Raw genomic sequence first — 26,141 nt, 5'->3', positions numbered from 1 at the left:
GAAGAGATCGAGCTGCGATGACGACGATGACAGCCACTGGGCTCACCGATGCCGAAGTCGCGCAGCGGATCGCCGAAGGCAAGACCAACGATGTGCCGACGCGCGCCGCGCGCAGCGTCTCGGAGATCGTGCGGGGCAACGTTTTCACCCGCATCAACGCCATCCTCGGCGTGCTCTTTCTCATCGTGCTGTCCACCGGCTCGGTGATCAACGGTGCCTTCGGATTGTTGATCATCGCCAACAGCGCGATCGGCATCATCCAGGAGCTGCGGGCCAAGCAGACTCTGGACAAGCTGGCCATCGTCGGGCAGGCGAAACCCAAGGTGCGCAGGCAATCCGGAAGCAAGCCCATGGCGCCCAGCGAGGTCGTCCTCGACGACATCATCGAATTGGGGCCGGGCGACCAGATCGTCGTCGACGGCGAGGTGCTCGAGGACGCGAATCTCGAGGTCGACGAATCGCTGCTCACCGGTGAGGCCGATCCGATCGTCAAGCAGGCCGGTGACCCGGTGATGTCGGGCAGCTTCGTGGTGGCAGGCAGCGGTGCCTACCAGGCCACCAAGGTCGGCCGCGAGGCCTACGCCGCCAAGCTCGCCGAAGAGGCATCCAAGTTCACCCTGGTCAAATCCGAACTGCGCAACGGCATCAACAAGATTCTGCAGTTCATCACGTATCTGCTGGTGCCCGCCGGGCTGTTGACCATCTATACGCAGCTGTTCACCACTCGGGCCGACTGGCAGGACGCGATCCTGCGCATGGTCGGAGCCCTGGTGCCGATGGTTCCGGAGGGCCTGGTCCTCATGACCTCGATCGCGTTCGCGGTCGGCGTCGTTCGGCTGGGCCGTCGACAGTGCCTGGTCAATGAGCTGCCCGCGATCGAGGGGCTGGCGCGGGTCGACGTGGTGTGCGCCGACAAGACCGGGACGCTGACCGAGAACGGTATGCGGGTCAGTGATCTGAAGACGCTCGAGCGTTCAGAGGTGACGGAGGTACTGGCCCAACTCGCGGCCGACGACCCCCGGCCCAACGCCAGCATGGCCGCCATCGGCGATGCGTACCGCATGCCGCCGGACTGGACGGCCACCGCGACGGCACCGTTCAAGTCGGCCACGAAATGGAGCGGCTCGTCCTATGGTGAGCACGGCAACTGGGTCATCGGCGCACCGGATGTGTTGCTGGACCCGGCTTCTCCGGTCGCCGAAGAGGCCGAGCAGATCGGTGCGCAGGGCCTGCGGGTGCTGCTGCTCGGGTCATCCGACCTGCCGGTGGACGATGCCCGCGCCCCGGGGACCGTCACCCCGGCCGCGTTGGTGGTGTTGGAGCAGCGGGTGCGGCCCGACGCTCGCGACACCTTGGAATACTTTGCCTCGCAACATGTCACGGTTAAAGTGATCTCCGGCGACAACGCGGTGTCGGTGGGTGCGGTGGCTGCCAAGCTGGGCCTGCACGGCGAAACCATGGATGCCCGCAGGCTTCCCGAGGAACCTGACAAGCTTGCCGACACTCTCGAGGAGTACACGACGTTCGGCCGGGTGCGGCCGGACCAGAAGCGCGCGATGGTGCATGCCTTGCAGTCCCGCGGCCACAACGTCGCGATGACCGGCGACGGGGTCAACGACGTGCTCGCGCTCAAGGACGCCGACATCGGCGTCGCGATGGGCTCGGGCAGCTCGGCATCGCGGGCCGTGGCACAGATCGTGCTGTTGGACAACAAGTTCGCGACGCTGCCGTATGTGGTCGGTGAGGGGCGCCGGGTGATCGGCAACATCGAGCGGGTGTCCAACCTGTTCCTGACCAAGACCGTCTACTCGGTGCTGCTGGCCATTCTGGTGGCGTGCGCCGGGTTGTCGCCGCGGTTCTTCGGCACCGACCCACTCCTGTTCCCGTTCCAGCCCATCCACGTCACCATCGCAGCCTGGTTCACCATCGGCATCCCGGCGTTCATCCTGTCGCTGGCACCCAACACCGAGCGGGCGCACCCCGGGTTCGTGCGTCGCGTCATGACGGCGGCCCTGCCGTCGGGGCTCGTGGTGGGGATTGCCACCTTCGTCTCGTATCTGATCGCCTACCAGGGCCGCGAGGCCGGTGAAGCCGAGCAGATGCAGGCGTCCACCGCCGCCCTGATCACGTTGCTGGTGTCCTCGCTGTGGGTGCTCTCGGTCGTGGCCCGGCCGTATGAGTGGTGGCGGGTCGCGCTGGTCGCGGCGTCGGGGCTGGCCTACGTGGTGATCTTCTCGTTGCCGCTGGCGCAGCGCCTGTTCATGCTGGATCCGTCCAACCTCGAGGTCACCTCCGTGGCCCTCGGGATCGGGCTGATCGGGGCCGCGATGATCGAGGTGCTGTGGTGGGTACAGGGCGCTGTGCTGGGCGAACGGCGTCGCTTGTGGAGATAGCTGAGACGCGGCAGACTGGCAACGAAATGCGTGCCGCGTTTCAGCCGAATCTCAAGCGATAGGGTGGGCACATGAGTTTCCTGGACAAGGCCAAGGATCTGCTGGCGCAGAACGCCGACAAGGTGGACGCCGCGATCGACAAGGCAGGCGACATGGTCGACGAGAAGACCGAGGGCAAGTTCTCGGGCGTTGTGGACAAGGCACAGGATGCCGCCAAGAACGCCATCCACAAGGACGAACCGACGCAGTAACCTATGGCGAAACTTTCTGTCTCCATTGATGTTCCCCTCCCGCCCGAGAAGGCGTGGGAGTACGCCTCCGATCTCTCCCGGTACGACGAATGGTTGAGCATTCACCGGGCGTGGCGGTCGAAGCTGCCGGAAACCCTGGAAAAGGGCACCGTCATCGACTCGATCGTCGAGGTCAAGGGCATGCTGAACCGCGTCAAGTGGACGCTCGTCAATTACAAGCCCCCGCACTCGCTGACCCTCAACGGTGACGGCCGGGGCGGGGTCAAGGTCAAGCTGATCGGAAAGATCAAGCCTGCGCCGGTCGACGGCGGAGAGGGCGCCAGCGTCACGTTCGACGTGCACCTCGGCGGCCCGGCGCTGTTCGGGCCCATCGGCATGGTCGTGGCGGCCGCCCTCAAGGGTGACATTCAGGAGTCCCTGAACAAGTTCAAGGCCCTCTACGCCCCGTAAGTTCCCCGCCGAGCAGACACGTAGGTCCGCGACACGCCGGTGTTGCGGTACCTATGTGTCTGCTCGCGCTATGTGGTCAGCACGATCCACAGGGTGACCCGCCGCAAATTACCCGCATTGGCTTGATGCTCAGCGTCCGCCATGTTTTGCCGGCATTTCGCCCAGATCACTCCGATAGGTCTCCCTAGACCACCACACTCCCGCCACGGTGATTGCAGCAACAACGACGATGTAAATCGCGATCGGAGTCGACGAATCGTATACCGCCAGAAGCGCTGTGGCGATGAGCGGTGCTATAGCGCCGCCGATGACAGTCGTGACCTGAGCGCTGATGGACATGCCGGTGTAACGGCAGCTGGTCTCGAAGTGTTCGGCAAAGTACGCGGCCTGGGGGCCATAGAGCGCGGAATGAAAAACCAGGCCGACCATGATGGCGGCGCACACGGCAATTGAGCCGCGGGTTTCCAAGAGCGGAAAGAAGATCCAGATCCAGATCGCGGTGCCGAGCGCACCGGCGATGATCACTGGGCGGCGTCCCACGCGGTCCGAGAGCGCTCCGAACAATGGTGTCGCGAACAACTGGACGACGTTGGCGGCCACGAGCGCGTTCAACACCACGCTCTTGTCGACTCCGCTGTTCTCGACGGCATAGACGATGACGAACGACGTCAGAATGTAGTAGGACACGTTCTCGGTGAGTCGTGCACTGGCGCACTGGGCCAGTTCACGGCGACGGGAGCGCAGCACCACCTTGACAGGCGCTTCATGGGCGGCATTCTCTCGAGCCTCGGCGAAGATCGGTGTGTCCTGCACGGTGGTTCGGATCCAGTAGCCCAGCACGAGCAGCACGACCGACAGCAGAAACGGTATGCGCCAACCCCATTGCAGAAACGCAGCGTCGTCAAGCGTGGCCGCGAGTACCGCAAGTACCGCCGTCGCGATGAGGTTGCCCAGCGGGATGCCTGCCTCCGGCAGGCTGGTCCACATTCCGCGCTTGTGAGCGGGCACCCGCTCGGCAACCAAAAGCATTGCGCCGCCCCATTCCCCGCCCAGTGCGAACCCTTGAATCAGTCTCAGGGCACTGAGCATGAGGGGAGCCCAGATGCCGACGGCCGCGTAGGTCGGCAACAGGCCGATTGCGAACGTCGCGGTACCCATCATGACCAGGCTGATGATCAATAGCGGCTTACGACCGATTCGATCACCGAAATGCCCGAATACCAGCCCGCCCAAGGGGCGGGCGAAGAATCCGAGGGCGTAACTGAGAAATGCCAGCAATGTCCCGATCAAGGGATCCGCCGTGGGGAAGAACAACTTGTTGAAGGCCAGGGCGGCCGCCGAACCGTACAACAAGAAGTCGTAGGCCTCCAACGCCATGCCGGTGCTGCTTGCCGCCACGACCCGGAGCAGGCCGGTGCGCCGTTCCTGGCTGGCGGCCTGCGTCGGTGAAGTTTGATGTGCCACGTGCGCCCTCATTAGGTAGGTGACCACGGTCACTTAAATATGTCGAAAATCAACGTATAGATACCGCCTTGCAGTGTCAAGGATTGCGGCAAGTTTTCTGATTTCAGGCCGGGTACTGCGGATGGTGCGGGATTTCTGCAGGTAGCACCTCATGGCGCCGTGTAGTGAGTCGGCAACTGCGGCAGGGTTGACATCCGCCGACGGCGGATATACGTTCATTTTCGACATATTCATGAGTGACCGTGATCACAAGTAGTGGAGAAGGGACTGACCGAGTGGTGTTCACACGAGATCAAGTCGTTGATCGGTTGCGGGAGCAGATCACTGCGCAACGCCCGATCGTGGGTGCGGGCGCCGGCACAGGTTTGTCGGCGAAGTTCATCGAGCGTGGCGGTGCGGACCTGATCATCGTGTACAACTCGGGACGCTTCCGGATGGCCGGGCACAGTTCGATGTGCGGTCTGCTGCCATTGGGTGACGCCAATGCGATCGTGCTGGAGATGGGCGAGCGGGAAGTGCTGCCGGTCGTCAGCAAAACGCCCGTTGTCGCCGGCGTCAACGGCGTCGATCCGACCCGGGACATGGGTCGCCTACTGAATTCGGTGGCGGCGGCCGGATTCTCCGGTGTCAACAACTTTCCTACGGTTGGCCTCTTCGACGGCCGCATTCGGAAAGAGTTGGAGGCATCCGGGCTGGGCTTCCAACGGGAGGTCGAGATGATCCGGACCGCACACCAACTCGGCCTTTTCACGATCGTCTACGTGTTCACCCCGGACGAGGCAGCCGCGATGACCGAGGCGGGAGCGGACGTCGTGATCGCCCACATGGGTCTGACTGTCGGGGGCAGCGTGGGGATGTCGACTGTCGGGGCCTTCTCACTGGACGACTCCTGCCAGCGGGTCGACGCTATCGCCGCGTCTGCGCACGGCGTGCGCGACGACGCGATCGTCGTGTGTCATGGCGGACCCATCGCCGAGCCGGCCGATGCCGAATACGTCATGAAGCGCACCAGGGCAGTCGGTTTCGTAGGCGCGTCGAGCATGGAGCGCCTTCCTGTCGAACAGGCCCTGATCGACGTGACCGCCGCCTTCAAAGCGACGGCAGTCGCTTGAGCAGCCCGACCACAGGAGGACCGTATATGAGCACTTCGTTGCACGAAAGTCTCGACTGGAAGGTCATCGGAGACAACCTTTCCGAATCCATCACCCTCGTCGTGGGTGGCGCGAGGGGCACCGGGCGAACTATCGCCGAGAACCTGCTCAAGATGGGTGCCAGGGTGGCAGTCTCTGACCTCAGCGCCGAGCGCATCGAGGCCGTGTCGACCGAATTCGAGTGCTATGGTCCGCGATTCACCGCAATCGTCGGAGATGCGACGGATTCCACCGATGCACGTAGGGTCGCGGCGCACGCGGCCGACACCTTCACCGCATTGCATAACGTGGTGTACTCGGCAGGCGCGTACCGGGCACAACGGCCGACACTCGAGGTCAGTTCCGACGAGTGGGACCTGATTGTCGATTCGAATCTCAAGGGTGCCTTCGTCACCTACCAGGCAAGTCTTCCTCATATCATCGCAGCAGGCGGGGGTGCATTGGTCAGCATCTCGTCGCTGGCGGGCCGGACCTCGAGCCCGTTTCTCGGGTGCCACTACTCGGCGGCGAAGGCTGGCATTCTCGGCCTTACCCGCCATCTCGCAAAGGAGTTCGGCGGGCAGAACGTCCGCGCGAACTCGATATGCCCTGGCGGAATCGTCGGAACGCGGATGACCGATCTGCTCACCGAACTGCACCGCGAGCAGGACTTGGCCGATCTCGCTACTCAGACACCGTTGGGCCGCAACGTGTATGAGCAGGACGTCGCTGCGGTTACGTTGTTTCTGCTGTCAGATCTATCCCGGTTCGTCACCGGAGCCACGATTGATGTCAACGGTGGGATTCTGACGATCTGATGGCTGCCGCGCCTTCGATACCGCCCACGGTCGCCGTGCTGTGTGCCCTCGACACCAAGGGCGAGGACGCCGATTTCATCCTGCGCCGTCTTCGCCGGCGTGGGCTCCAGACCGTTCTCATCGACATCGGTGTGCTGGGCACACCTCACCTTGAGGCTGACATCTCGCGAGATACCGTGGCGGTATCGGCGGGCACCACGATCGCGGAACTGATTGCCCGACGCGACCGGTCGACGGCAGTTGCCACCATGGCCCACGGTGCACGTTCGGTAGTCGCTGACCTGGCTCAAACCGGCCTGCTGAGTGGAGTTTTCGCGATCGGCGGCGGCGCGGGCACGACAATCGGAGCTCTCGCGATGCGTGACCTTGCCCTGGGATTACCGAAGGCAATTCTGTCGACGGTCGCGGCCGGGAACACGACTCCCTACGTCGGCACGTCGGACATCGTGATGTACCCGTCGATCGTGGATTTCACGGGCGTCAATCGCATCAGCGCGATCACTTATCGGCGCGCTGCCGACGCGTTCGCGGGCATGGTTTTGGGTGGCGCGGAAACAGCGGCCGATGACGACGCTGTGCCCGACCGCCCGCTGATAGCGGCATCGATGTTCGGCGTCACCACAGAGTGCGTGACGCAGGCGAAGGCCGTCCTGGAGGACGCCGGATGCGAGGTGCTGGTTTTCCACGCGACGGGTGCGGGTGGCAGGACCATGGAGCGACTGATCGCCGATGGCCATGTTGACGGAGTGCTGGATCTGACCACCACGGAGTGGGCCGACGAAGTGGTCGGCGGCATTCTCACGGCAGGGCCGCAGCGGCTGGGTGCCGCGGCACATTCGGGTGTACCTCAGGTGGTATCGCTCGGCGCGACCGACATGGTGAACTTCGGTCCGCTGGAGACGATTCCGGATCGGTTCACAGGCAGAAACTTCTATCAGCACAACGCCGAGAACACACTTATGCGCGTCAACATCGAGGAAGCACGCCGGATCGGGCGGGCGATCGGTGCTCAGCTCCGTAATTGTGCGGGGCCGTGCACGGTGCTCATCCCGTCCGCTGGAACTTCGGCGCTCGACGCCGCCGGTCAGCCGTTCGACGATCCGGTGGCGCGACGAGTGCTCCAGGACGCCGTGACAGCGGAGCTGACCGGGACTGCTGTGCGGGTTATCGAAACCGCCCAGCACATCAACGACCGAACATTTGCCAAGATGGCCGCGCGCAGACTGCTGGACCTGCTCCCGGCTATGCCCTCGATACCGGCAAAGGATTGAGAGTTCATGTCTGACAACAACATAATGCGTGTTGCACTCGTCGGCCCCGGCCGGATCGCGACGGCGCATCTCGAAGCTATCGCTGCGTCCAAAGGTGAGGCGCAGCTCGTTGCGGTCGCCGGCCTGCCCCAGGAGCGAGAGCGCACGGAAGAACTAGCGTTGCGCTACGGCGCGCAACGAGCGGTACATGATTTCGACGAGATCCTGTCCGCCGACGATATCGACGGCATCGTGTTGACTGTTCCCAACCATCTTCACAGCGAGCTCGCGGTAGCGATCCTCGACAGCGGCAAACACGTTCTCGTCGAGAAGCCGCTGGCCAACACGGTAGCCGAAGTCGACGAGATAGCCGCTGCGGCAGCCGCTTCGGGCAAAACGGTGATGGTCGGACAATGCCGGCGGTTCTTCGCGGGCGCCCAAGAAGCCAAGCAACGCATGCAGACCCTGAACGGGCCGGTGAGTGTGGTGCACAACCTCGGTGTCTACGTCGAGGATGCCGCGGTCGGCTGGTGGAAGTCAGCAGCGCAGGCCGGCGGCCTCGCTGTGGGGCTCAACGGGCCCCATGTCATCGACACCATGGTGTGGCTCATCGGCTCCCAGCCGATACGCGTGTATGCGCAGACCCGCCGATTGCGTGACCGCTGGGAGGGCGAAGACGAGGCCGTTCTGCTGGTCGAGTTCGCAGACGGCAGTCTTGGTACCGGATACCTGTCGCTGAACACTCGGATTCCCGTCAACGACCGGCTCATCAACGGCCCGGACGGCAGCATGCGGTTGACCGACGACCGAAACCTCTGGGTGGGAGAAGATCTCGTCGTCAGTGAACAGGTCGTGCCGTACATCAACGGTGACAGCGCATTCGAACAGCAGTTCATCGAGTTCGTGACCGCCGTCCGGGAGAAGCGCACACCGCAGTCCGGATTGGCCGAGGCGCGCACAGTGGTGGCAGTCATGCAGGCCGTTCACGACTCTCAGTCCAGTGGGGTACCCGTCGAGTTGGACCTTGGCACCCCGAGCGTCAACAAGTGACATCTGAAACGAAGGGAATACATATGGCTGGTCGGCTTGAGGGCAAGGTCGCCCTGATCTCGGGCGCAGCGCGCGGGCAGGGCCGTTCGCATGCTGTGCGATTCGCCGAAGAAGGGGCCGACATCGTCGGCTTCGACATCTGCGGGCAGGTCGCAACCGCACCCTACCCGTTGGCGACAACCGAAGATCTCAAGGAGACCCAGCGACTGGTAGAGAGTCTGGGTCGGCGGATGCTCACGGCCGAAGCCGATGTCCGCGACCGAGCGGCGATCTCTGCTCTCATCCAGAACGCCGTCGAGGAGTTCGGACGGCTGGACATCATCTGCGCGAATGCGGCGTTCACCTGCTATGTGCCCAATACGTGGTCGATAACCGAGGCGCAGTGGAACGACATGCTGGGCGTGAACCTGACCGGTGTCTGGAAGACGGTTTCAGCGGCGATCCCGGCGATGATCGCCGCGGGTAACGGTGGGTGTATCGCGATAACCAGTTCGTCGGCAGGCACCAAAGGAATGGTGAACCTAGGGCACTATGTCACCGCCAAGCACGGTGTCGTCGGGCTGATGCGCACGCTGGCGAATGAGCTTGCCGAGCACTCGATTCGGGTCAATACGATCCACCCGACGGGCGTCCGTACGAAACTGCTCGACAATGACCATATTCGCGACTTCCTGGCCGCACACCCCGAATGGGATTCGAACATCTCTAACGCGCTGCCGGTTGATCTTCTTGAACCAGAAGACATCAGCAACGCCATCGTCTGGCTGGCGTCTGAAGAAGGGCGCTACGTCACCGGCGTGGCGTTGCCTGTCGACGCAGGCTTCGCCGGAAAGTAGTGAGGAGACGCCGGTCTTCTCGGTGGAGCCGGCGCCGGACGCGTTCCACGAGCATTACGAACACCGGATGTTTTTCTCGACCCATTTCGCGGTCAAGGGACAGGAGTTGGCCCAAGCGGTCAGCCGGTCTGTGCGGTTGTCACGAGTCTGTCGACAGCATCTGCCGACAACGCATGCTCGATGACGGTTAGTGCGGCGCCGCGCAGGCCGGCGTCGTCACCGAGCCTGGCGCGGGCGATTGTCACGGCACGCGCAGAGGTGGGCAGCGCGAACTTGTAGATGGATTCCTGCATACCAACGAGAAATTGGTCGCCGGCGTCGACGAGGTAGCCCCACACTGTGATCACGTCCGGGTTCAGCAGGTTGACCACCGTTGCCATCACCTCGCCGACGCGCCGACCGGCTTCGCGCACAGCCACTCCGGCGGGGACCACTCCGGCGTTGGCCAGTTCGGCGACATCTCGTGCGGTGTGCGCGTCATAGCCTTGCGCCGCAATCTCTTCGGCCATTGCCGGTCCACCGGCCACGGTATTGAGGCAACCGCGGCTCCCACACAGGCAGGCACGATCAACTCCCGCGAGCTTGGTGTGGCCGATCTCGCCCACCATCAATGACGAGCCTCGCACCACGCTTTCGCCGATCACCAAGCCGCAGGCGACCACCGTGCCAACTTTGAGTGACACCAGCACGTCGGCATCGCGCCAGCCGGTACGGTGTTCACCGAGTGCCATCAGGTTCACATCGCGATCGACGAATGTCGGCGCATTGAGGCGTTGCGATACGCGTTCGGCCAGAGGGAAATTCGTCCACTTCTGGGAGGGCAGATCCGAACTGACAGGCGGTGCTGTCGAGATTTCGACATCTCCGGGCACCCCGATGCCCACACCGTAGACGTCGGATGGGGGGATATCGAGATCGGTCAGTGCCGCAAGGAACTCGGTGCAAAGGAGCTCGACGAAGGCCTCAGGCCCACGGGATATGTCGAACTGTACCTGTGTGCGCCACAGCACCCCTGCCTCGAGGTCGGTGATCGCCAGCAGAGTTCCGCTCATACCGACCAACGCTGCAAGCGTCACACCGGCTTTCGCGTTGAACGCGAGTATGTTGGCGGGCCGCCCCCGGCCGAACGTAGCCTCACCGGCGGTGGACAGCAACCCGATTCGCTGCAGCAGGTCGATGCGCTCGTTGATGGTGGACCGGGCCACGCCGAGGGATTTGGCCAATTGCGTCACTGTCTCGGCCTCACCCGAGCGCACCAGTTCGAGGATCTCGCCTGCGCGTGCTGTGCGACCGAGCACCCGCTTCGGACGGTCGTGCGAAGAGGTCATGGCGCGATGGTATACGGCGGGAAGAGCCTCTGTTGCTCACTGCTGCAGCAATAAGGGGTCGATATACGTCGAAAATCAACGTATATTTGTGAATGTGCGCGATATGCGGCGTGCATATCAGGCGGTCACCGCCGAGTAAGCCACCACAAGAGGAGTGCAATGGATATCGAAGTTCCGCACGGACGTGAACTGTTCATCGGGAGCCGATGGGTGCAACCGCACGGAACCGAACTGACTGACGTCGTCGCGCCGTTCACCGGCAAGACCGTCGCGCAGCTGCCACGTCCCTCCGTCGAGGATGCGCGGGACGCCGTCGAGGGTGCGGTTGCGTCGTTCGGCGCCTGGCATGACCTGCCCCTGGAAGAGCGGCACGAGGTAGTCGCGAGGTTCTGCGCCGGTCTCGACAAGAGGATCGACGACATCGTCGCGATGTGGGCGTTGGAAGCCGGTATGCCGCACGGCAATGGCTTGGCCCTGACCACGGACGCGTCAGTGTTTTGGCACCGTGCGCTCGACGAGGCGCTCACTGCCCCGTGGGTCGAGGTTCGCGATACGCCGATGGGAAAGGTCGAGGTGCGCCACGAGCCGGTCGGCCCGGTAGTGGGTGTCGTTGCCTTCAATGGACCCCACATGCAGTTCGCGCTGGCCATGATTCCAGCGTTGCTCGCCGGCAATACGGTGATCATCAAGCTGGCTCCCGAGAGCCGGATGTTGGGTTATCTGTTCGCCGCCGCGGCTGCCGAGGCCGAGTTTCCGGCGGGTGTGCTCAGCATTTTGGCGGGTGATGCCGACGTCAGCCAGTATCTGGTGGAGCACAACGACGTTGCGGCAGTGCACTTCACGGGTGGTACCGAGGTCGGGCGGGCGGTCATGCACGCCTGTGCTGACCGGGTAGCCAATGTGGTGCTCGAGCTGGGCGGCAAATCGGCAGCGATCGTGGCCGCCGACGCCGATCTGGAAGTGACCGTCCCTGCGTTGGTCGACGCCATGGCGCTCTACAGCGGCCAGATCTGTTTGACCATGACTCGGCTCGTCGTAGCACGAGAGATCCACGACCAGGTCGTCGCGGGCCTCGTCGCCGGCCTGAAGGCTCTGAAGGTCGGTGATCCGACTGATCCGGAAACGAACTGGGGCCCATTGGCTGCCCCGCGATTCCTTGAGCGTGCGGAGGGCTACATCCATCGGGCGGTGGCCGAGGGGGCCACGATCGCGTATGGGGGTCGACGACCCGCGGGATTCGACGGGTACTTCCTCGAACCGACGTTGCTGACCAATGTCACGCGCGACATGGAGGTCGCTCAACAGGAGATCTTCGGGCCGGTGTACTGCGTGATCCCCTTCGACACGATCGACGAGGCGATCGACATCGCCAACGATTCTCGTTACGGCCTATCGGGGTCGGTGTTCACCTCCGACCCCGAGGTTGGGTTGGAGGTGGCGCGCCGCGTGCAGTCCGGCGTGTTCGTCGTCAATGCGACGTTCCCGTGCCTGGCGGCGCCGTTCGGTGGCGTCAAGCAATCGGGCTTTGGCCGTGAGGGCGGGCCGGAGGGACTGTTGTCCTTGACCCAGATGAAGTGCATCACGTTGTAAATAACAGTCTTTCGGACAGTCAGGCCGCAGCGGCCCCGTGCCGCTGCGGCCTGACGTGCGTTCGTGGAGCGGATGGGTGTGATGTGGTTCGCATTCGACCGTTGACGGCGGCGCCGACCACATTTAGATTGAAGAAAGTCATTATTACGTCGATTTACGACGCAACTCAGTCGAATCCGGAATCCACACGCAGCGAGGTGAGCCATGCCCTTATGTGCCCTGCCCGTACGCCGACGAGGCGTTCCGTTTCGAGTTCGCGAATCGTGCGCGATCGCACTCGTCGCAATCGCAGCCGGCGCGGCGTGCAGTCCACCGCCGACCGCCGCAGGCGGGCCGGAATGCGACCCGGCGCCGTATGACGACGCGATCGCCGCGGTCACCGCACACGGAGTGATCGGGCTGGGGCCATACGGTGAGGCGCCCGTATCTGCCGATTCGATCCAGTTGTCCGGCAACGAGATCGAGCACGTACGTGGACGTAACGCCACAGCAGCGATTGTCATGCACTTCTCTGGTGACAGTTGGAGTGGAGCTCAGGTCGCCGGCTTGAAATCTGAGTTCGACCACCTGGGCATCTCCGTTGTCGCGCAGAGCGATGCGCAGGCCGACCCGGCCAAACAGTTCTCCGATATTGAAACCGCAGTCGCCGCAAGGCCGGACGTGATCGTCTCGATCCCTTCGCTGGACCCTGCGGCCTTGGCGCCGGCATACCGCAAGGCGGTTTCTGCCGGCATCAAGCTGGTGTTCATGGAGAACCCGGCGAGGAGCTTCCAGCCGGGGCCCGACTATGTATCGGTCGTCGCCACAGACAACTACGGCGCCGGGGTTGTCAACGCGCATCAGATGGCTAAGGCGTTGTGCGGACGAGGCAGTGTGGGCGTGCTGTTCCATGCTGCGCAGGTGCCGACCAATGAACTTCGGGAACGGGGATTCGTCGAAACGATCGAGCGTGACTATCCGGATATCGACATTGTCGGACGAAAGGGCCTGCTAGGCCCGAACTGGAATGTCGAGGCTGGCTCGGCAGTCAACGCTTGGGTCACCAAGCACCCGGATCTGGGCGGAGTGTGGTGCTGGTTCGACGCGCCGTGCGAGGGCGCCATCGACGCGGCGCGGTCGTCTGTCCGGGATCGACTGGTAGTAAACAGCATTGACCTCGGAACGAATGTCGCCGTCGACATGGCGCGCGGAGCCTTCGTTTCCGGCATCGCCGCCGCTCAGCCGTACTGGCAGGGCATCGTCGAAGCCCGGTTGGCAGGCTATGCCCTGATCGGTAAGGCGGCACCACCGTTCGTCGAGGTTCCAGCACTGCCGGTGGACCGGCACAACCTGACCGAGGCGTGGAAAACCGTATACCGCACGGAGCCGCCGGCGGATGTTCAGAAAGCGCTGGGTGCGTACTGATGGCCGAGACGACAACCGATCCCGCCCTGGCAGTCCAGATGCGGGGAGTCTGTAAATCATTCGGCACCAACGAAGTTCTGCGTGGTGTGGATTTCGACCTCAAGCGCGGCGAGGTGCATGCGCTTCTCGGAGGAAACGGGGCAGGGAAATCGACGTTGATGAAGATCCTGCAGGGAGTTCATCGTCCTGATGCGGGTCACATAAGCATCGATGGCTCACCGGTTGAGATCAACTCACCAGCGGATGCGACCAAGGCCGGAATCGGCATGGTTTTCCAGGAGTTCAGTCTCATTCCCAGTCTGTCTGTCGCCGCCAACATCTTCCTCGGACGCGAGCCACGCAGGTTTGGCCTCGTCGACGACCACGAGATCAACCGGCGCGCTCGAACTCTGCTCGGCCGGATGGGCGCACATCTCGACCCGCGCAGAACTGTTGCCGATCTGCCGGTGGGGTATTGGCAGGTCACCGAAATTGCCAAGGCACTGAGCTCGGAAGCCAGCATCCTGGTGATGGATGAACCCACCGCAAGCCTGCCTTACTCGGAGGTTGACACGCTGTTTGAACTCATCGGCAGGCTTAAGCAGCAGGGCATCTCGATCATCTACATCAGTCATCGGATGGCCGAGATAGCTCGTGTTGCCGATCGGCTTACGGTGCTCCGTGACGGCCGGCGGGTGCTCACCGATCAGGTTGCCGCGGTCTCATCGGACCGTATCGCCGAAACGATTGTCGGCCGCGAGATCCTGTATGGGTTTCATCGCACCGCATACGCCGACAGCACGGCCGCCACCGTGCTGTCGCTCGACGGGATGACCACTGACCAGCTGACAGATATCAGTTTCACTGTCGCCGAGGGCGAAGTGGTCGGGCTGGCGGGTTTGATCGGCAGCGGCAGAACAGAACTTGCACGCTGCCTGTTCGGTATCGATCCGCGCAGGTCCGGAACAGTGAGAGTGCGTGGTCGCGCAATCCCGGCCCACCGTCCGCAGGACGCAATCGACGCGGGAATCATGCTCGTGCCGGAGGACCGAAAATGCGAAGGTCTGGTTGGCGAGCACAGCGTGCGGACCAACATGCTGTTGCCGAGCCTGTCTCACCTTGGTCGACGGCCCTTCCTCGATGACCGACGGGGCCGCCAGGTGTGTCATGGAATTGCGCAACGGCTCAACATCAGGGCAAGTGCGCTCAACGAGCCCGTACTCCGGCTCTCGGGTGGTAATCAGCAGAAGGTGGTCTTCTCGAAATGGCTGGCGCTCGCTGAGGTCGGAATCATGCCAGAAGTATTGATTCTCGACGAGCCCACCGCCGGTGTGGATATTGCGTCGAAGGTCGACATCATGCAGCTGGTGCTGGATCTCGCTGACAGTGGAACCGCGATCGTGCTGATTTCGTCCGAGCTCGAAGAACTTCTCGCGGTGACCGACCGCGTCCTCGTCATGCGCCACGGCCGTATCGAAACCACCCTCGACAGGGCCGATATCGCAAACGAGGAGTCCCTGCAATTGGCAATCCAAGGAGTGTGAACTCATGTCGACACCACTGACACAGCAAGAAACCAAGGAGAATTCGTCGCTGCCCGGGCCCGTTGGCGAGCGCGCAGAGAAGCGCACCGGCCGTCGGTCCTGGCCGGGCAGCCTGGACTGGCGCGACTTCGCCATCTACATCGGTTTCGTCGTAGTCTTCGCACTTTTCGCAGTGATGCTCCGTGACGACGGATTCCTTCAGCCCGGCAACTTGCTCAACATCGTCAGGCAGACGGCGATCATCGCGATAATGGCGGTAGCAGGCACGTTTGTGATCGCCGCGGCACAAATCGACCTGTCGATCGGTGCCACGGCAGGACTCGCGAGTGTGGTGACCGCGATGACGATATCGTCTTCGGACAGTTGGGTCTTGGGTGTGTTGAGCGGACTGGCAGCGGGCGCAGTGGTGGGCGCGATCAACGGCAGCCTCGTCGCATTGGTGCGGCTACCGTCGTTTCTGGTGACTCTTGCCATGATGGGAGTCGCCATCGGCGTCGCGCAATGGATGTCCGGATTCCAGCCGTAACCCATTCTCGACCAGACTTTCACCGACGTTTTCGGATCCGGCGATCTGGGTCCCGTACCGTCTCTTTTGATCTGGGCCGCGGCTGCTGTTGTTATCGGTGTCGTCGTGATGAACAAGACCACATTTGGGCGCCAGGTACTTGCCACCGGCGGCAACGAGATTGCTGCCCGATTCAGCGGAGTGCGTACTAGGCGAATCACTTTCACTGTTCTGTTCGTCTCTGGTGTGGTGGCCGGCATCGCAGGAATGCTCTATGCCGGCCGTCTGCAATCCGGCCGGTATCAGTGGGGGACAGGTGACGAACTGTCTGTCATCGCTGCTGTGGTACTCGGTGGCACCAGTCTCTTCGGTGGATATGGGCGAGTACTCGGGTCAGTGTTCGGTGCGATATTCATCGGGCTACTCAACAACGGCCTAGTCCTCGCCGGCCTCGACATCAGTCAACAGGCGATTATTCAAGGTGCCATCATCATTCTCGCGGTGACGCTGGCGAAGAAGCGGTGAACGACCTGCGGCTCACACCATAACCAGCACGATCCATAGGGTGATGATCGAACCCAAAGCCGCTGCGCCGTAACAGCACACCGCAATCAGAGGGTCGAACCGGCCGAGCTGCAAACCGTGCTCGACGGTGAAGCGCAATCGGTGCGCCGCGTGGAACAGGGCCAGCACGAAGATGCCGGCCAGCACGATCCTGGTCACCGGATTGCGCACCACGGCCTCCAGATGTGCGGGGTCCACATGGACCACGCCGAGCGGAACCAGCACGCCGAACAGCAGTACCAGGATGGGCAGCGTCAACGCGGCCGCCATGCCGCCTGCGGAGAACAGCAGCCAGAAGTACGGTTCGGGTGTGCGGCGCGCGGATGTTCTCATCGCAGCACCACCCAGACGATCACGGCCGAGACCACCAGCCAAGCGCCGTAGTGACCGGCCAGCACCGTGCTCGACGGCACCCGGCGACCGCCCAGATGCACGACCATGGCGCGCGGGGCCAGGCCGAACCAGGTGACGGCGTGCAGCAGCAGGAAGGCCAGCGCGACGATGTTCAGCAGTACCACCACCGGGCGCGCGGCGAGATTCAAGTAACCCTGGAAATCGCCACCGGCGACGGCCGCCACGCCGGCCAGCAGGAACACGACCGCCCACGCGACGGCCACGCAACTGAGCTCCCGCAGCATGAACAGCAGATAGGACCGGCGTTTGACCCACCAGAACCGGGGCACCGGTTGCCGATACGTGGTCATCGGGCACCCCGCGGGAAGACCAGATCTCGCACGGAATGTGTTGCCGCCGTGAGCTTGTACCGCTGGATGGCGCCCGCCGGATCGACCCCTTTCGGGCACGCCGTGGAACACTCACCGACGTACGTGCAAGCCCATGCGCCGTCGGCGGCGGCCAGCACGTCGGCGCGATCCGCTGCTCCCTCATCTCGCGAGTCCAGGTTGTAACGCTGACCGAGCGCGATGGCCGCCGGACCGAGAAACGCAGGCTCGAGCGCGTACACCGGACACGCCGAGTAGCACAGCATGCAGTTGATGCACATGCTGAATTGCTTGTACTCCGCCATTTCGGTTGGCGTCTGCAGGTATTCGCTGTCGGGCGGCTGTTCGTCATCGCGGATGATCCACGGTTTGACCTTGGGAAGCTTGGTCATGAAATCACTGATGTCGACGACGAGATCGCGGATCACCGGGAAGTTGCGCATGGGTTCCACCCGCACAGGGCCGGGTAGGTAGTCGACGAGGAAGGTCGCGCACGCCAGCTTGGGGTCACCGTTGATGGTCATCCCGCAGCTGCCGCAGATCCCCATCCGGCACGACCAGCGGAAGCTCAGAGTCCCGTCGAGGCGGTCCTTGATGTAGTTCAGCCCGTCCAGCACCGCCCATTCCCGGGTGACCGGCACCTCGTAGGACTGCAACACCGGTTCAGTGTCGGCGCCCGGCCGATACCTGGCCACCTCCATGACGATTCGGTCGGTTGATGTCTCGGCCATGTCGTCTCACCTCCCGTACACACGCTCGCCCGGCGGCCAGCGCGTGATCGTGACCGGCAGCAGGTCGACACGTGTCGAGCCGTCCGGCTTCCGGTGAATCAGGCTGTGCGCCAGGAACTGGTCGTCGTTGCGCCCGGGGAAGTCCGTGCGTTGGTGTGCGCCGCGGGATTCGGTGCGCTGCATGGCTGATTCGATGATGGTCTGCGCAATGTCGAGCATCCCGTGCAGTTCGAGTAAGCCGGTCAGCTCGGTGTTGAAGGTCAGGCTGTGGTCATCGAGACCCGCGACGGCGAAGCGCTCCTGCAGGGCCCGGATCTGTTCGGCGGCCCGGGCCAGGGTCGGCCCGTCACGGTAGATCCCGGCTGCCGTTTCGAGAATGGTCTGCATCTCGGTTCGGATGTCGGCGATGCGGTCGGTGCCGTCGCCGTGGCGCTGCAGTTCGCGTTGCAGGCGCTGTTCTTCGGTACGCGCCTGCGCCGCGACCGCCGACGAGCCGCACGGCTTGCCTGCCACGTACTCGGCGGCGGCGTGACCGGCCCGCGCACCGAACACCAACAGTTCGGGCAGGGAATTGGAGCCGAGCCGGTTGGCGCCGTTGATGCTCACGCACGCGGTCTCGCCGGCCGCGTACAGGCCGGAAACCGGTGTGCCACCCTGGATGTCGGTGTGCACACCGCCCATCATGTAGTGCACCACCGGGCGCACCGGTACCAGTTCGGTGACGGGGTCGACGTGCTGGTAATCGCGGCACAGTTCACGCACGAACGGCAGCTTGGTGTCGATGAGTTCCGCGCCGAGATGCCGAAGGTCGAGATAGACGACAGGGCCATATGGGGTTTCGACGGTGCGTCCCTTGTCGAGCTCATGGACGAAGGCTTGGGACAACCGATCACGCGGCCCGAGCTCCATGCTGCGCAACTTGGGGGTGGGCGTCGGGGTTCCCAGGTCGTAGTCCTGCAGGTACCGGTAGCCGTCCTTGTTCAGCAGCCAACCACCCTCGGCGCGAGCTGCTTCGGTGATGAGGATCCCGGTGAACGGCAAGCCAGTCGGGTGGTACTGGACGAATTCCATGTCCTTCAGCGGCGCGCCGGCCCGAAACGCCAGTGCCATACCATCTCCGGTCTTGATGTTGGCGTTCGTGGTGAACGGGAACACCCGTCCACAACCACCGGTGCAGATGATGACCGCGTCGGCGAGGATGGTTTCGATTCTGCCGGTGGCCAATTCGATGGCGACGAGCCCGCGCACCACACCGTCGTCGACCAGCAGGGTGGTGGCGAACCACTCGTCGTAGCGGACGATGTCCGGATAGCTGAGTACTCTCTGAAAGAGCGTGTGCAACAGGTGAAATCCGGTCTTGTCGGCGGCAAACCAGGTGCGCAGCTTCTTCATGCCGCCGAACGCGCGCACGGCGATGTGTCCGTCGTCGGTGCGGCTCCACGGGCAGCCCCAGTGTTCGAGCTGCAGCAGTTCGCGTGGGGCTTCGGCGACGAACGCCTCCACCGCATCCTGATCGCACAGCCAGTCGCCCCCGGAGATGGTGTCGTAAGCGTGCTCGTCAAGCGTGTCGTCTGCGCCGACGACGGCTGCCGCACCACCTTCCGCCGAGACGGTGTGGCTGCGCATCGGGTACACCTTCGACACGATGGCTATCGACAGCTTCGGGTTCGTTTCGGCGATGGCGATCGCGGCGCGCAGGCCTGCACCGCCCCCGCCGATCACCACGATGTCGTACGAGGCCGTCATTGCAGCGTCTCACTGCGGACGCTCACACTTCGAAGGCCTCGTGTTCGGTGGAGCGCTCGTCGCGCAGAACTTTGCCGTCGTGGCGGACGGTCCGCACGTGTATGCAGCCGTCGTGGTACGTGTGACGGGTTTCGCGGCAGCCGCAGGAGAATCGGACATCATCGAAGCTCAGACCATCGTCGTCGCTTTCGATGTGGTGATCGCCCGCTGCCGCGCGCCCGCACGGAGCCTTCTGGCTGGGGAAATGTGTGGTCGTTGCGGCCATTGCCCCGCCTCCTCAGGTCTGAGGCGTGTGATGCAGGTCACATAATGGTATTCCCGTCGAGACCAGGGCGCCATCCCCTAGGTGAGCCGGGCGCGCAGCTCCCGCTTGAGCACTTTGCCGTAGCTGTTCTTGGGCAGGGCGTCGACGAACTCGTACCGTTTCGGCCGTTTGAACCGCGCGATGCGCTCCAGCAGATGCGCGTCGAGTGCGCCCGCGTCAACGTCGCCGACCACGAAGGCCACCACTATTTCGCCCCAGTCGGGGTCGGGGGCTCCCACGATGCACGCCTCGACGACGCCGGGATGAGTCAGCAACACCTCTTCCACCTCCCGCGGATAGATGTTGCTGCCGCCGCTGATCACCACGTCCTTCGACCGATCACGCAAGGTGAGGTAGCCGCGCCCGTCGAACGAACCCATGTCGCCCGTGTAGAGCCAGCTGTCCTTGAGGGTCGAGGCGGTGGCCGCCGGGTTGTTCCAATAACCCGACATGACGGCGTCGCCGCGACACACGATTTCGCCGATCTCGCCGATGTCGGCCTGACTGCCGTCGTTGCGCAGCACCGCGACGTGCATCCCCGAGCGGGCGTAGCCGACGGAGCCCAGCGCGGCGTCGTCCGCGTCGTCGTGGTCGGCGCGGCGCAACCCGGTGATGGTCATGGGGGATTCGCCCTGGCCGTAGATCTGGGCGAACACCGGACCGAACGCGTCCAGCGCCTTGCGCATGCGGTCGACATACATGGGACCGCCGCCGTAGACGATGGTGCGTAGGGATTGCGGTGCGGGACGGCCTGTCTCGACGAGCCGCTGGACCATGGTCGGCGCCAGGAACGCCGACGCACCCGGATGGTGGGCACACAGATCGAGGAACTCCGCCGGGTCGAACGCGCCGGATTCCGGGACCACCTGCCGGGCGCCGCGCAGCACGTAGGGTGCAACGTACAGGCCTGACCCGTGCGACATCGGGGCGCCGTGGATCAGGCTGCAGGTCTCGTCCGGGTCATCGATGTCAGCGAGGTGGGCAACCGTCATCGCCATCAGGTTGCGATGGGACAGCATGGCGCCCTTGGACTTTCCGGTGGTGCCGCTGGTGTAGAACAGCCAGGCCAACTCCTCCGGCGCGGTATCGGGCGACCTGGCGGGCTCGGTGTCGAAGCGCGCGGTGTAGGCGGCGGAGCCGATCACCTCGACCGGTACGTCCAGGGACAACGACGAGGCGATCCTGGGCGAGGCGAAAACCAGCGAAGCCCCGGAATTGGCGACGATGTCGGCCATCTCCCGCGGATGCAGCTTGTAGTTGATCGGGACGAAGACGCACTCGGCGGCCCAGATGGCGAACATGAGTTCCACGATTTCCGGCCGGTTTTCACTGGCCACGGCGATTCTGCTGCCGCGCTCCGCGTGGCCTTGCAGCGACGCCGCGAGCCGCAGCACCCGCTCGAGCAACTGCGACCAGGTGCAGAGCTGACGTTCGCCGCAGAACAACGCGCCCCGATCGCCGAACCGGGTCGCCGCCTGGTCCAGGACGTCGAATAGGTTCACCGGGCAACCCATTCCGAGGTCAACGCGCGTTCGGACAGATACTTGGTCGAGCTCCAGCCGCCATCGACGACGATGGTCTGCCCGTTGATGAAACTGCCTCCGTCCGAACACAGGAAAGCCACGGTCGCCGCGATGTCGTCGACGCGCCCGAGCCGCTGATGCGGCGTCATCTCGGTGTTGATCTTGCGGAATCGCTCGTCTTCGAGCCGGGTGGCCACCATGGGAGTCACGGTAACGCCGGGTGCGACGGCATTGCACCGAATTCCCTGCGCGCCGTACTGACACGCGATATGCGTGGTCAGCGCCGTCAACCCGCCCTTGGCCGCGGAGTAGGCCCCGCCGCGCAGCCCGCCCACCACGGCGAACGTCGAGGAGATGTTGATGATTACCGATCCGGGCGTCAGGTGCGGTATCGCTTCGCGCGCCAGTCGAAACGGTGCCCGGAGCATCAAACCGAGGAAATAGTCCAGGGTTTCGTCGTCGGTCTCGTGCAGGGGCTTGGGGCTGCCGACCCCGGCGTTGTTGACCAGCACGTCGATCCGCCCCCACCGCGACAACGCGGTGTCGACGATGCGGCGCGGTGCGTCGTCGTCGGTCAGATCCACCGCCAGCGTCGCGACTCGGTCGGGGTCGCCGACGGCAGCGGCCAACTCCGCCAGGCGTGCTTCGTCGCGCCCGGTTCCCAGCACTGCCATACCGGCCTCAGCCAGGGTGACGGCGCAGCCGAAGCCGATGCCGCTGCTGGCCCCGGTGACGATCGCTACTCGCATCTCAGTCGTTCCTCCCTGCCAGCAGTGCCGTCCGGATCTGGTGCTTCAACACCTTGCCGGCGGCGTTCTTGGGCAGCGCCTCCCAGATCTCCACGCGTTCGGGTGTTTTGAACTTCGCCAGGCCGCGCTCGGCGAGCAGGCGCCCTACCGCGGCGACATCCGGGCCGGGACCTGACGCAGGCACGATTACGGCGCAGGCCCGTTCCCCGGTGCGCTCGTCGGGCAGGCCCACGATCGCGATCTCGGCGATGCCCAGTTCGCCCACCAGGACGTCCTCCACCTCCTTGGGAGAGATGTTCTCGCCGTTGCGGATGATGAGATCTTTGGCTCGCCCGCTCACCACGAGATAGTCGCCGTCCACCCACCGGCCGAGGTCTCCGGTACGGAAGAAGCCGTCGGCGTCGAATGCCGCGGCGGTGTCGTCGGGGTGCAGGTAGCCGAGCAGCATCTGCGGGCCGCGGGCCCGGATCTCGCCGCGTACCAGCCTGATCTCGGCGGCACCGGCACGGCCGTCGGTCTCGGCGGCGTGATCGTCGTCCCCGGGCCGCAGTGAACCGACCGTGGTCACCGGCACCTCGGTCGAGCCGTACACCCGGGTCACCACGGCGTTGTCGAAATAGTCTGTGGCGCGGCGGATCAACGAGGGCGGCACCGAAGCGCCACCACAGATGAACACCTTCAGGTCGGGCAACCGAGTGCCGGCCTGTTCGGCAGCGGCCAACAGCTGGTCGAGAAACGGTGTCGCGCCGGCCATGTGGGTGCAGCGGTGGGCGGTCATCAGCTGGACTCCGCGATCGGCATCCCACCGGTCCATCAGCACCGCGGTGCTGCCCAACAACAGCGGACATTCGAACGTGTAGATGGATCCGCCGATATGGGCGATGGGGGAGGGCACCAGGAACGTGTCGCCGGGTTCGACCATCCAGTGCACGCGCAGTTGCTCGATCAGTGCGGCGATCGAATCATGGCTGTGGAGCACTCCTTTGGGGCGTCCGGTGGTGCCCGAGGTGTAGAGGACCATACGCACCGCGGTGGGATCGAGGCCCGGCAGTGGTACGGGTTCGTCGCTCGGCAGTTCGGTGTCATCTCGCACCACGACGATGTCGGGCGGCGCCGTCATCTCGGTGGTCACCCGGGCGAGCATCGCCGCATAGTCGTGTCCGCCGAACTGCCGGGGGATGAAGATCATTCGGCTGTCGGCGTCGTCAAGGATGTAGCGCAGCTCCCGGTCGCGCAGGGACGGCAGGATCGGGTTTACCACCATGCCTGCCAGCGTGACGGCCAGGTAGATGACGGCAGCCTCGTGCCAGTTCGGCAGCATGAACGAGACGACGCTGCCGGCAGGCATCCGGTGTGCCATGTGATGCGCCAACCCCATTGCCCGCGAGTGCAGTTGGTCGCAGGTGAGGTGCATGTCGCCGTCGATCAGCAACACCCGGTCCGGCGTGTCGCGGGCTGCGTCGGCCAGAGCGTCGGCCAGGGTTCTCACGGCTGGCCTTTGACCCGCCGCATGGTCATCGAGTGCCGGAACCGATCCGCCGGGTGGGTGTTCACGGTCACCTGCGCGACCTCGCCGTCGGAAGTGGTGTAGGTGCGCAGCATCCGCAACGCTGCACTGGCCGGGGCGACGTTCAGCGCCGTGGCCAGACCGGGAGTGATGAGCACGGCGGAGATCTCCTGGTGCACCTCGATGATGCTCACCCCGAAGAGGTCCTCGATGAGCGGGAAGATCGGTCCGGTGTGGCGCTGCAGCAGCCGGCCGACCGCGGCGAACGACCGGTTGATGTAGTACTCGGTGCAGCACACCGGCGCCCCGTCGACCTGCCGGTAACCGCGGACCGCCAGGCATTGTTCGCCGACCGTGAGCCCGGTGCGCTCGGCCGTGTCGTCGTCGATGGTCACCATGGCGTTCGATTCGATGGTGAACTGCGCGCCGGTGGCGAACGCCAGTAGGTCGTTGATCGACATCACGTCCTGGGCATAGGAATTCGTCGCGGCGCGGGGTACCACCAGCGTGCCTGCGCGTGGTCGTGAGGACACCAGGTTGTCATCGCGCAGGCGTCGCAACGCTTCGCGGATGGTGTAGCGACTCACCTCGAAGCGTTCGCACAGTTCGTGTTCGGTGGGCAGCTGGGAGCCGACGGGGTACACGCCGTCGACGATCTCTTTGCGCAGCGTGCGCGCCACCTGCAGGTAGCGGTGCTCCGTGGGGCTTATTGTCATGACGCGATCCCGCCACGGCGCAGCGCCAGCACGCTGCCGTCGCCGTCGGCCGAAATATAGAGCGTCCCATCGGCTCCGGCGGTGATCCCGGCGAACGGGCCCTGGGGCCCGGAGAACGGCGGCATGCCCTTGAGCGGTTTGGGCACCACACCCGGTGGCGGGCCGACGGGCAGCCCGGTCGCGATGGTGCGGCGCTGCGCGGTGCCGAGGTCGTACTCGATGAGGGCCTTGGCCCCGGCGTCGACGATGTAGAGCGCGTGGTCGCGAACCACCATCCCCTGCGGGGTGTCCAGTCCGTCGACCAGTGGCGCCACGTTCGAGCCGGTCACCTGGACCACGGCCCCCGCGACCGACACCAGCGGTGCTCCGTCGGGCCCGAATGTCACCCCGACAGGATGGTCGAGACCGTCGGCCAACACGTCCACCGCGCCGGCGCGGATCGCCAGCAGCCGCCCCGCGCCCTGCTCGACCACCACCGGCGTCCCGTCCGGTGCCAGCGCCACGCCGTAGGGCTGGTCCACGCCCGCGGCGATCACGTCGCTCTCACTCGCGCCCGGGCGGTATCGCGCCACCGTATCGGCCGCCGTGGTGACCACGAATTCCCCTGCACCACAGGCAGTTACACCGCGCAGAAAGCCCGGATAGCCTGCGGTGAAGAGCATCCCGGCGGTCTGCAGTTCACCGCAGGCACCCACCCGGTAGAAGTAGGTGCCGTCGGCGACATAGACATCGCCGACGGCATCGACCGTCAGATCCAGCGGCCAGTTCAGCCCGCCCGGCAGCAGTGTCGACGTACCCGTGGGCGTGACTTCGGTGATCTCCCCGGTGAAATTCGACACGAACAGCCGGCCGTCGACGAACGTCAGGTTGTCCAGGCCGGGAGAAAGCTGAGCCAGCAGGCTGTGATCGCCGGTGCGCGGGTCGATCCGCAGCACCTGGCCGCTGGCCACCTGCGTCGAAACGATGAACCCCTGCGCATCGAATTTGACCGCATCCGGCACGCCGAGACCGGCGGCAACCACTTGCGGTTGGCCCCCGGACGGGTCGATGCGCCAGATCTCGTTGGCCCCCATCACCGGGAAGTACAACATCCCGTCCGGGCCGACCTCCATCGCATTGGGTGACGGCACGTTCTCCAGCAGCACCCGGGGAGCGCCGCCGCCCAGATCGAACTCCATCAGGCGGCCGCCGTCGCGGCACTCCCCGATGAACAGCCGACCGCGGTCGAAGGTGATGCCGTTGGCCGACGGCACGTCATCGCGCAGCACGCGGGTGGTGCCGGCGCGTTCGCGCACGCTCACCCGGCCGTCCATGACCTCGGTGGCATACAGGTTCCCGTCCGTGTCGAACGCCACGTCGTCAGGCGCGATGATGTCGCCGCCCTTCGCGCTGACGGTTTCCACGCGCGCGGTGTCGACATCGACCGCGCTGATCTGGCTGCCCGTCACCTGCGCGACGTAGATGCGGCCGTCGGGTCCGGTGCGCAGGCCGTTCGCGCCGAACAAGCGGCTCGGGGCGGTGACGCGCTGCAGATGCCAGCCCGCGTCCGTGGACGGGGTCGACGGGTACCGCGCATCCGGGCTCATG

Annotated in this window: 23 protein-coding genes and 1 pseudogene; 12 read left to right on the top strand and 12 right to left on the bottom strand. The window is 64.5% G+C overall.

The window, feature by feature from the left end:
• Nucleotides 1-17 precede the first annotated feature (17 nt).
• From BST13_RS15945 to BST13_RS15935, 3 genes are all read left to right on the top strand, one after another.
• Nucleotides 18-2,393, top strand: coding sequence for a cation-translocating P-type ATPase (locus tag BST13_RS15945; RefSeq protein ID WP_083164994.1), 2,376 nt, complete (start codon nt 18-20; stop codon nt 2,391-2,393).
• 71 nt (nt 2,394-2,464) lie between these two features.
• Nucleotides 2,465-2,644, top strand: coding sequence for an antitoxin (locus BST13_RS15940; RefSeq protein ID WP_029369663.1), 180 nt, complete (start codon nt 2,465-2,467; stop codon nt 2,642-2,644).
• A 3-nt stretch (nt 2,645-2,647) separates the two neighbouring features.
• Nucleotides 2,648-3,094 (top strand): type II toxin-antitoxin system Rv0910 family toxin, encoded by a 447-nt coding sequence (locus tag BST13_RS15935; RefSeq protein ID WP_083164993.1) that lies wholly within the window; start codon nt 2,648-2,650, stop codon nt 3,092-3,094.
• 129 nt (nt 3,095-3,223) lie between these two features.
• Here the strand turns inward: BST13_RS15935 and BST13_RS15930 are convergent, their stop codons facing one another.
• Complete coding sequence (locus BST13_RS15930) at nt 3,224-4,558, bottom strand: MFS transporter (RefSeq protein ID WP_245839652.1); 1,335 nt, start codon at nt 4,556-4,558, stop codon at nt 3,224-3,226.
• A gap of 275 nt (nt 4,559-4,833) precedes the next feature.
• Between BST13_RS15930 and BST13_RS15925 the strand changes: the two genes are divergently transcribed.
• The 5 genes from BST13_RS15925 to BST13_RS15905 are packed head-to-tail and all read left to right on the top strand — an operon-like array spanning nt 4,834 to nt 9,642.
• Nucleotides 4,834-5,670, top strand: coding sequence for a phosphoenolpyruvate hydrolase family protein (locus tag BST13_RS15925; RefSeq protein ID WP_083164991.1), 837 nt, complete (start codon nt 4,834-4,836; stop codon nt 5,668-5,670).
• A 26-nt stretch (nt 5,671-5,696) separates the two neighbouring features.
• On the top strand, nt 5,697-6,506 hold the full coding sequence (locus tag BST13_RS15920) for an SDR family NAD(P)-dependent oxidoreductase (protein ID WP_083164990.1): 810 nt from the start codon (nt 5,697-5,699) through the stop codon (nt 6,504-6,506).
• Entirely contained in the window at nt 6,506-7,777 is a 1,272-nt protein-coding gene (locus tag BST13_RS15915; RefSeq protein ID WP_083164989.1) for a Tm-1-like ATP-binding domain-containing protein, read from the top strand. Before BST13_RS15920 ends, BST13_RS15915 begins: the two co-directional genes overlap by 1 nt.
• A gap of 6 nt (nt 7,778-7,783) precedes the next feature.
• Nucleotides 7,784-8,806, top strand: coding sequence for a Gfo/Idh/MocA family protein (locus BST13_RS15910; protein WP_083164988.1), 1,023 nt, complete (start codon nt 7,784-7,786; stop codon nt 8,804-8,806).
• Nucleotides 8,807-8,829: 23 nt separating this feature from the next.
• On the top strand, nt 8,830-9,642 hold the full coding sequence (locus tag BST13_RS15905; RefSeq protein WP_083164987.1) for a mycofactocin-coupled SDR family oxidoreductase: 813 nt from the start codon (nt 8,830-8,832) through the stop codon (nt 9,640-9,642).
• A 119-nt stretch (nt 9,643-9,761) separates the two neighbouring features.
• Here the strand turns inward: BST13_RS15905 and BST13_RS15900 are convergent, their stop codons facing one another.
• Entirely contained in the window at nt 9,762-10,970 is a 1,209-nt protein-coding gene (locus BST13_RS15900) for an ROK family transcriptional regulator (RefSeq protein WP_083164986.1), read from the bottom strand.
• A 159-nt stretch (nt 10,971-11,129) separates the two neighbouring features.
• On the opposite strand from BST13_RS15900, the gene BST13_RS15895 reads away from it, so the two are divergent.
• The 4 genes and pseudogenes from BST13_RS15895 to BST13_RS15880 all read left to right on the top strand — a co-directional run bounded on the left by BST13_RS15895 (nt 11,130) and on the right by BST13_RS15880 (nt 16,517).
• Entirely contained in the window at nt 11,130-12,560 is a 1,431-nt protein-coding gene (locus tag BST13_RS15895; protein ID WP_245839651.1) for an aldehyde dehydrogenase family protein, read from the top strand.
• 390 nt (nt 12,561-12,950) lie between these two features.
• The gene (locus BST13_RS15890; protein WP_245839650.1) at nt 12,951-13,964 is read left to right on the top strand and encodes a substrate-binding domain-containing protein; all 1,014 of its coding nucleotides are present in this window, start codon (nt 12,951-12,953) and stop codon (nt 13,962-13,964) included.
• On the top strand, nt 13,964-15,487 hold the full coding sequence (locus BST13_RS15885) for a sugar ABC transporter ATP-binding protein (RefSeq protein ID WP_083164984.1): 1,524 nt from the start codon (nt 13,964-13,966) through the stop codon (nt 15,485-15,487). Before BST13_RS15890 ends, BST13_RS15885 begins: the two co-directional genes overlap by 1 nt.
• Nucleotides 15,488-15,491: 4 nt before the next feature.
• Nucleotides 15,492-16,517, top strand: a pseudogene (locus tag BST13_RS15880) (ABC transporter permease).
• A 12-nt stretch (nt 16,518-16,529) separates the two neighbouring features.
• On the opposite strand, the gene frdD reads toward BST13_RS15880, so the two are convergent.
• The 10 genes from frdD to BST13_RS15830 all read right to left on the bottom strand — a co-directional run bounded on the left by frdD (nt 16,530) and on the right by BST13_RS15830 (nt 26,140).
• Nucleotides 16,530-16,889: a fumarate reductase subunit FrdD gene (gene frdD, locus BST13_RS15875; protein ID WP_083164983.1), complete on the bottom strand. Its 360-nt coding sequence runs from the start codon at nt 16,887-16,889 to the stop codon at nt 16,530-16,532.
• Entirely contained in the window at nt 16,886-17,260 is a 375-nt protein-coding gene (locus tag BST13_RS15870; RefSeq protein ID WP_083164982.1) for a fumarate reductase subunit C, read from the bottom strand. The genes frdD and BST13_RS15870 overlap by 4 nt, the downstream gene beginning before the upstream one ends.
• Nucleotides 17,257-18,009 (bottom strand): succinate dehydrogenase/fumarate reductase iron-sulfur subunit, encoded by a 753-nt coding sequence (locus BST13_RS15865; RefSeq protein WP_083164981.1) that lies wholly within the window; start codon nt 18,007-18,009, stop codon nt 17,257-17,259. The genes BST13_RS15870 and BST13_RS15865 overlap by 4 nt, the downstream gene beginning before the upstream one ends.
• Before the next feature lie 6 nt (nt 18,010-18,015).
• Nucleotides 18,016-19,755 (bottom strand): fumarate reductase (quinol) flavoprotein subunit, encoded by a 1,740-nt coding sequence (gene frdA, locus BST13_RS15860; RefSeq protein WP_083164980.1) that lies wholly within the window; start codon nt 19,753-19,755, stop codon nt 18,016-18,018.
• A gap of 22 nt (nt 19,756-19,777) precedes the next feature.
• A complete protein-coding gene (locus BST13_RS15855; protein ID WP_083164979.1) occupies nt 19,778-20,020 on the bottom strand; it encodes a hypothetical protein in 243 nt (80 codons plus the stop codon).
• 77 nt (nt 20,021-20,097) lie between these two features.
• Nucleotides 20,098-21,561, bottom strand: a complete 1,464-nt coding sequence (locus BST13_RS15850; RefSeq protein ID WP_083164978.1) for an acyl-CoA synthetase — start codon at nt 21,559-21,561, stop codon at nt 20,098-20,100.
• Nucleotides 21,558-22,331, bottom strand: coding sequence for an SDR family NAD(P)-dependent oxidoreductase (locus BST13_RS15845; protein ID WP_083164977.1), 774 nt, complete (start codon nt 22,329-22,331; stop codon nt 21,558-21,560). Before BST13_RS15845 ends, BST13_RS15850 begins: the two co-directional genes overlap by 4 nt.
• A 1-nt stretch (nt 22,332) precedes the next feature.
• Nucleotides 22,333-23,820: an AMP-binding protein gene (locus BST13_RS15840; RefSeq protein ID WP_245839649.1), complete on the bottom strand. Its 1,488-nt coding sequence runs from the start codon at nt 23,818-23,820 to the stop codon at nt 22,333-22,335.
• Complete coding sequence (locus BST13_RS15835; RefSeq protein WP_083164976.1) at nt 23,817-24,554, bottom strand: GntR family transcriptional regulator; 738 nt, start codon at nt 24,552-24,554, stop codon at nt 23,817-23,819. Before BST13_RS15835 ends, BST13_RS15840 begins: the two co-directional genes overlap by 4 nt.
• Nucleotides 24,551-26,140: an NHL repeat-containing protein gene (locus tag BST13_RS15830; protein ID WP_083164975.1), complete on the bottom strand. Its 1,590-nt coding sequence runs from the start codon at nt 26,138-26,140 to the stop codon at nt 24,551-24,553. Before BST13_RS15830 ends, BST13_RS15835 begins: the two co-directional genes overlap by 4 nt.
• Nucleotide 26,141 lies beyond the last annotated feature (1 nt).

The organism is Mycobacterium aquaticum, from assembly GCF_002086485.1.
GTDB classification, from domain to species: domain Bacteria; phylum Actinomycetota; class Actinomycetes; order Mycobacteriales; family Mycobacteriaceae; genus Mycobacterium; species Mycobacterium aquaticum.
The sequence above is the reverse complement of the archived record's forward strand: the minus strand, read 5'-3'. Positions and strand labels throughout refer to the sequence as shown.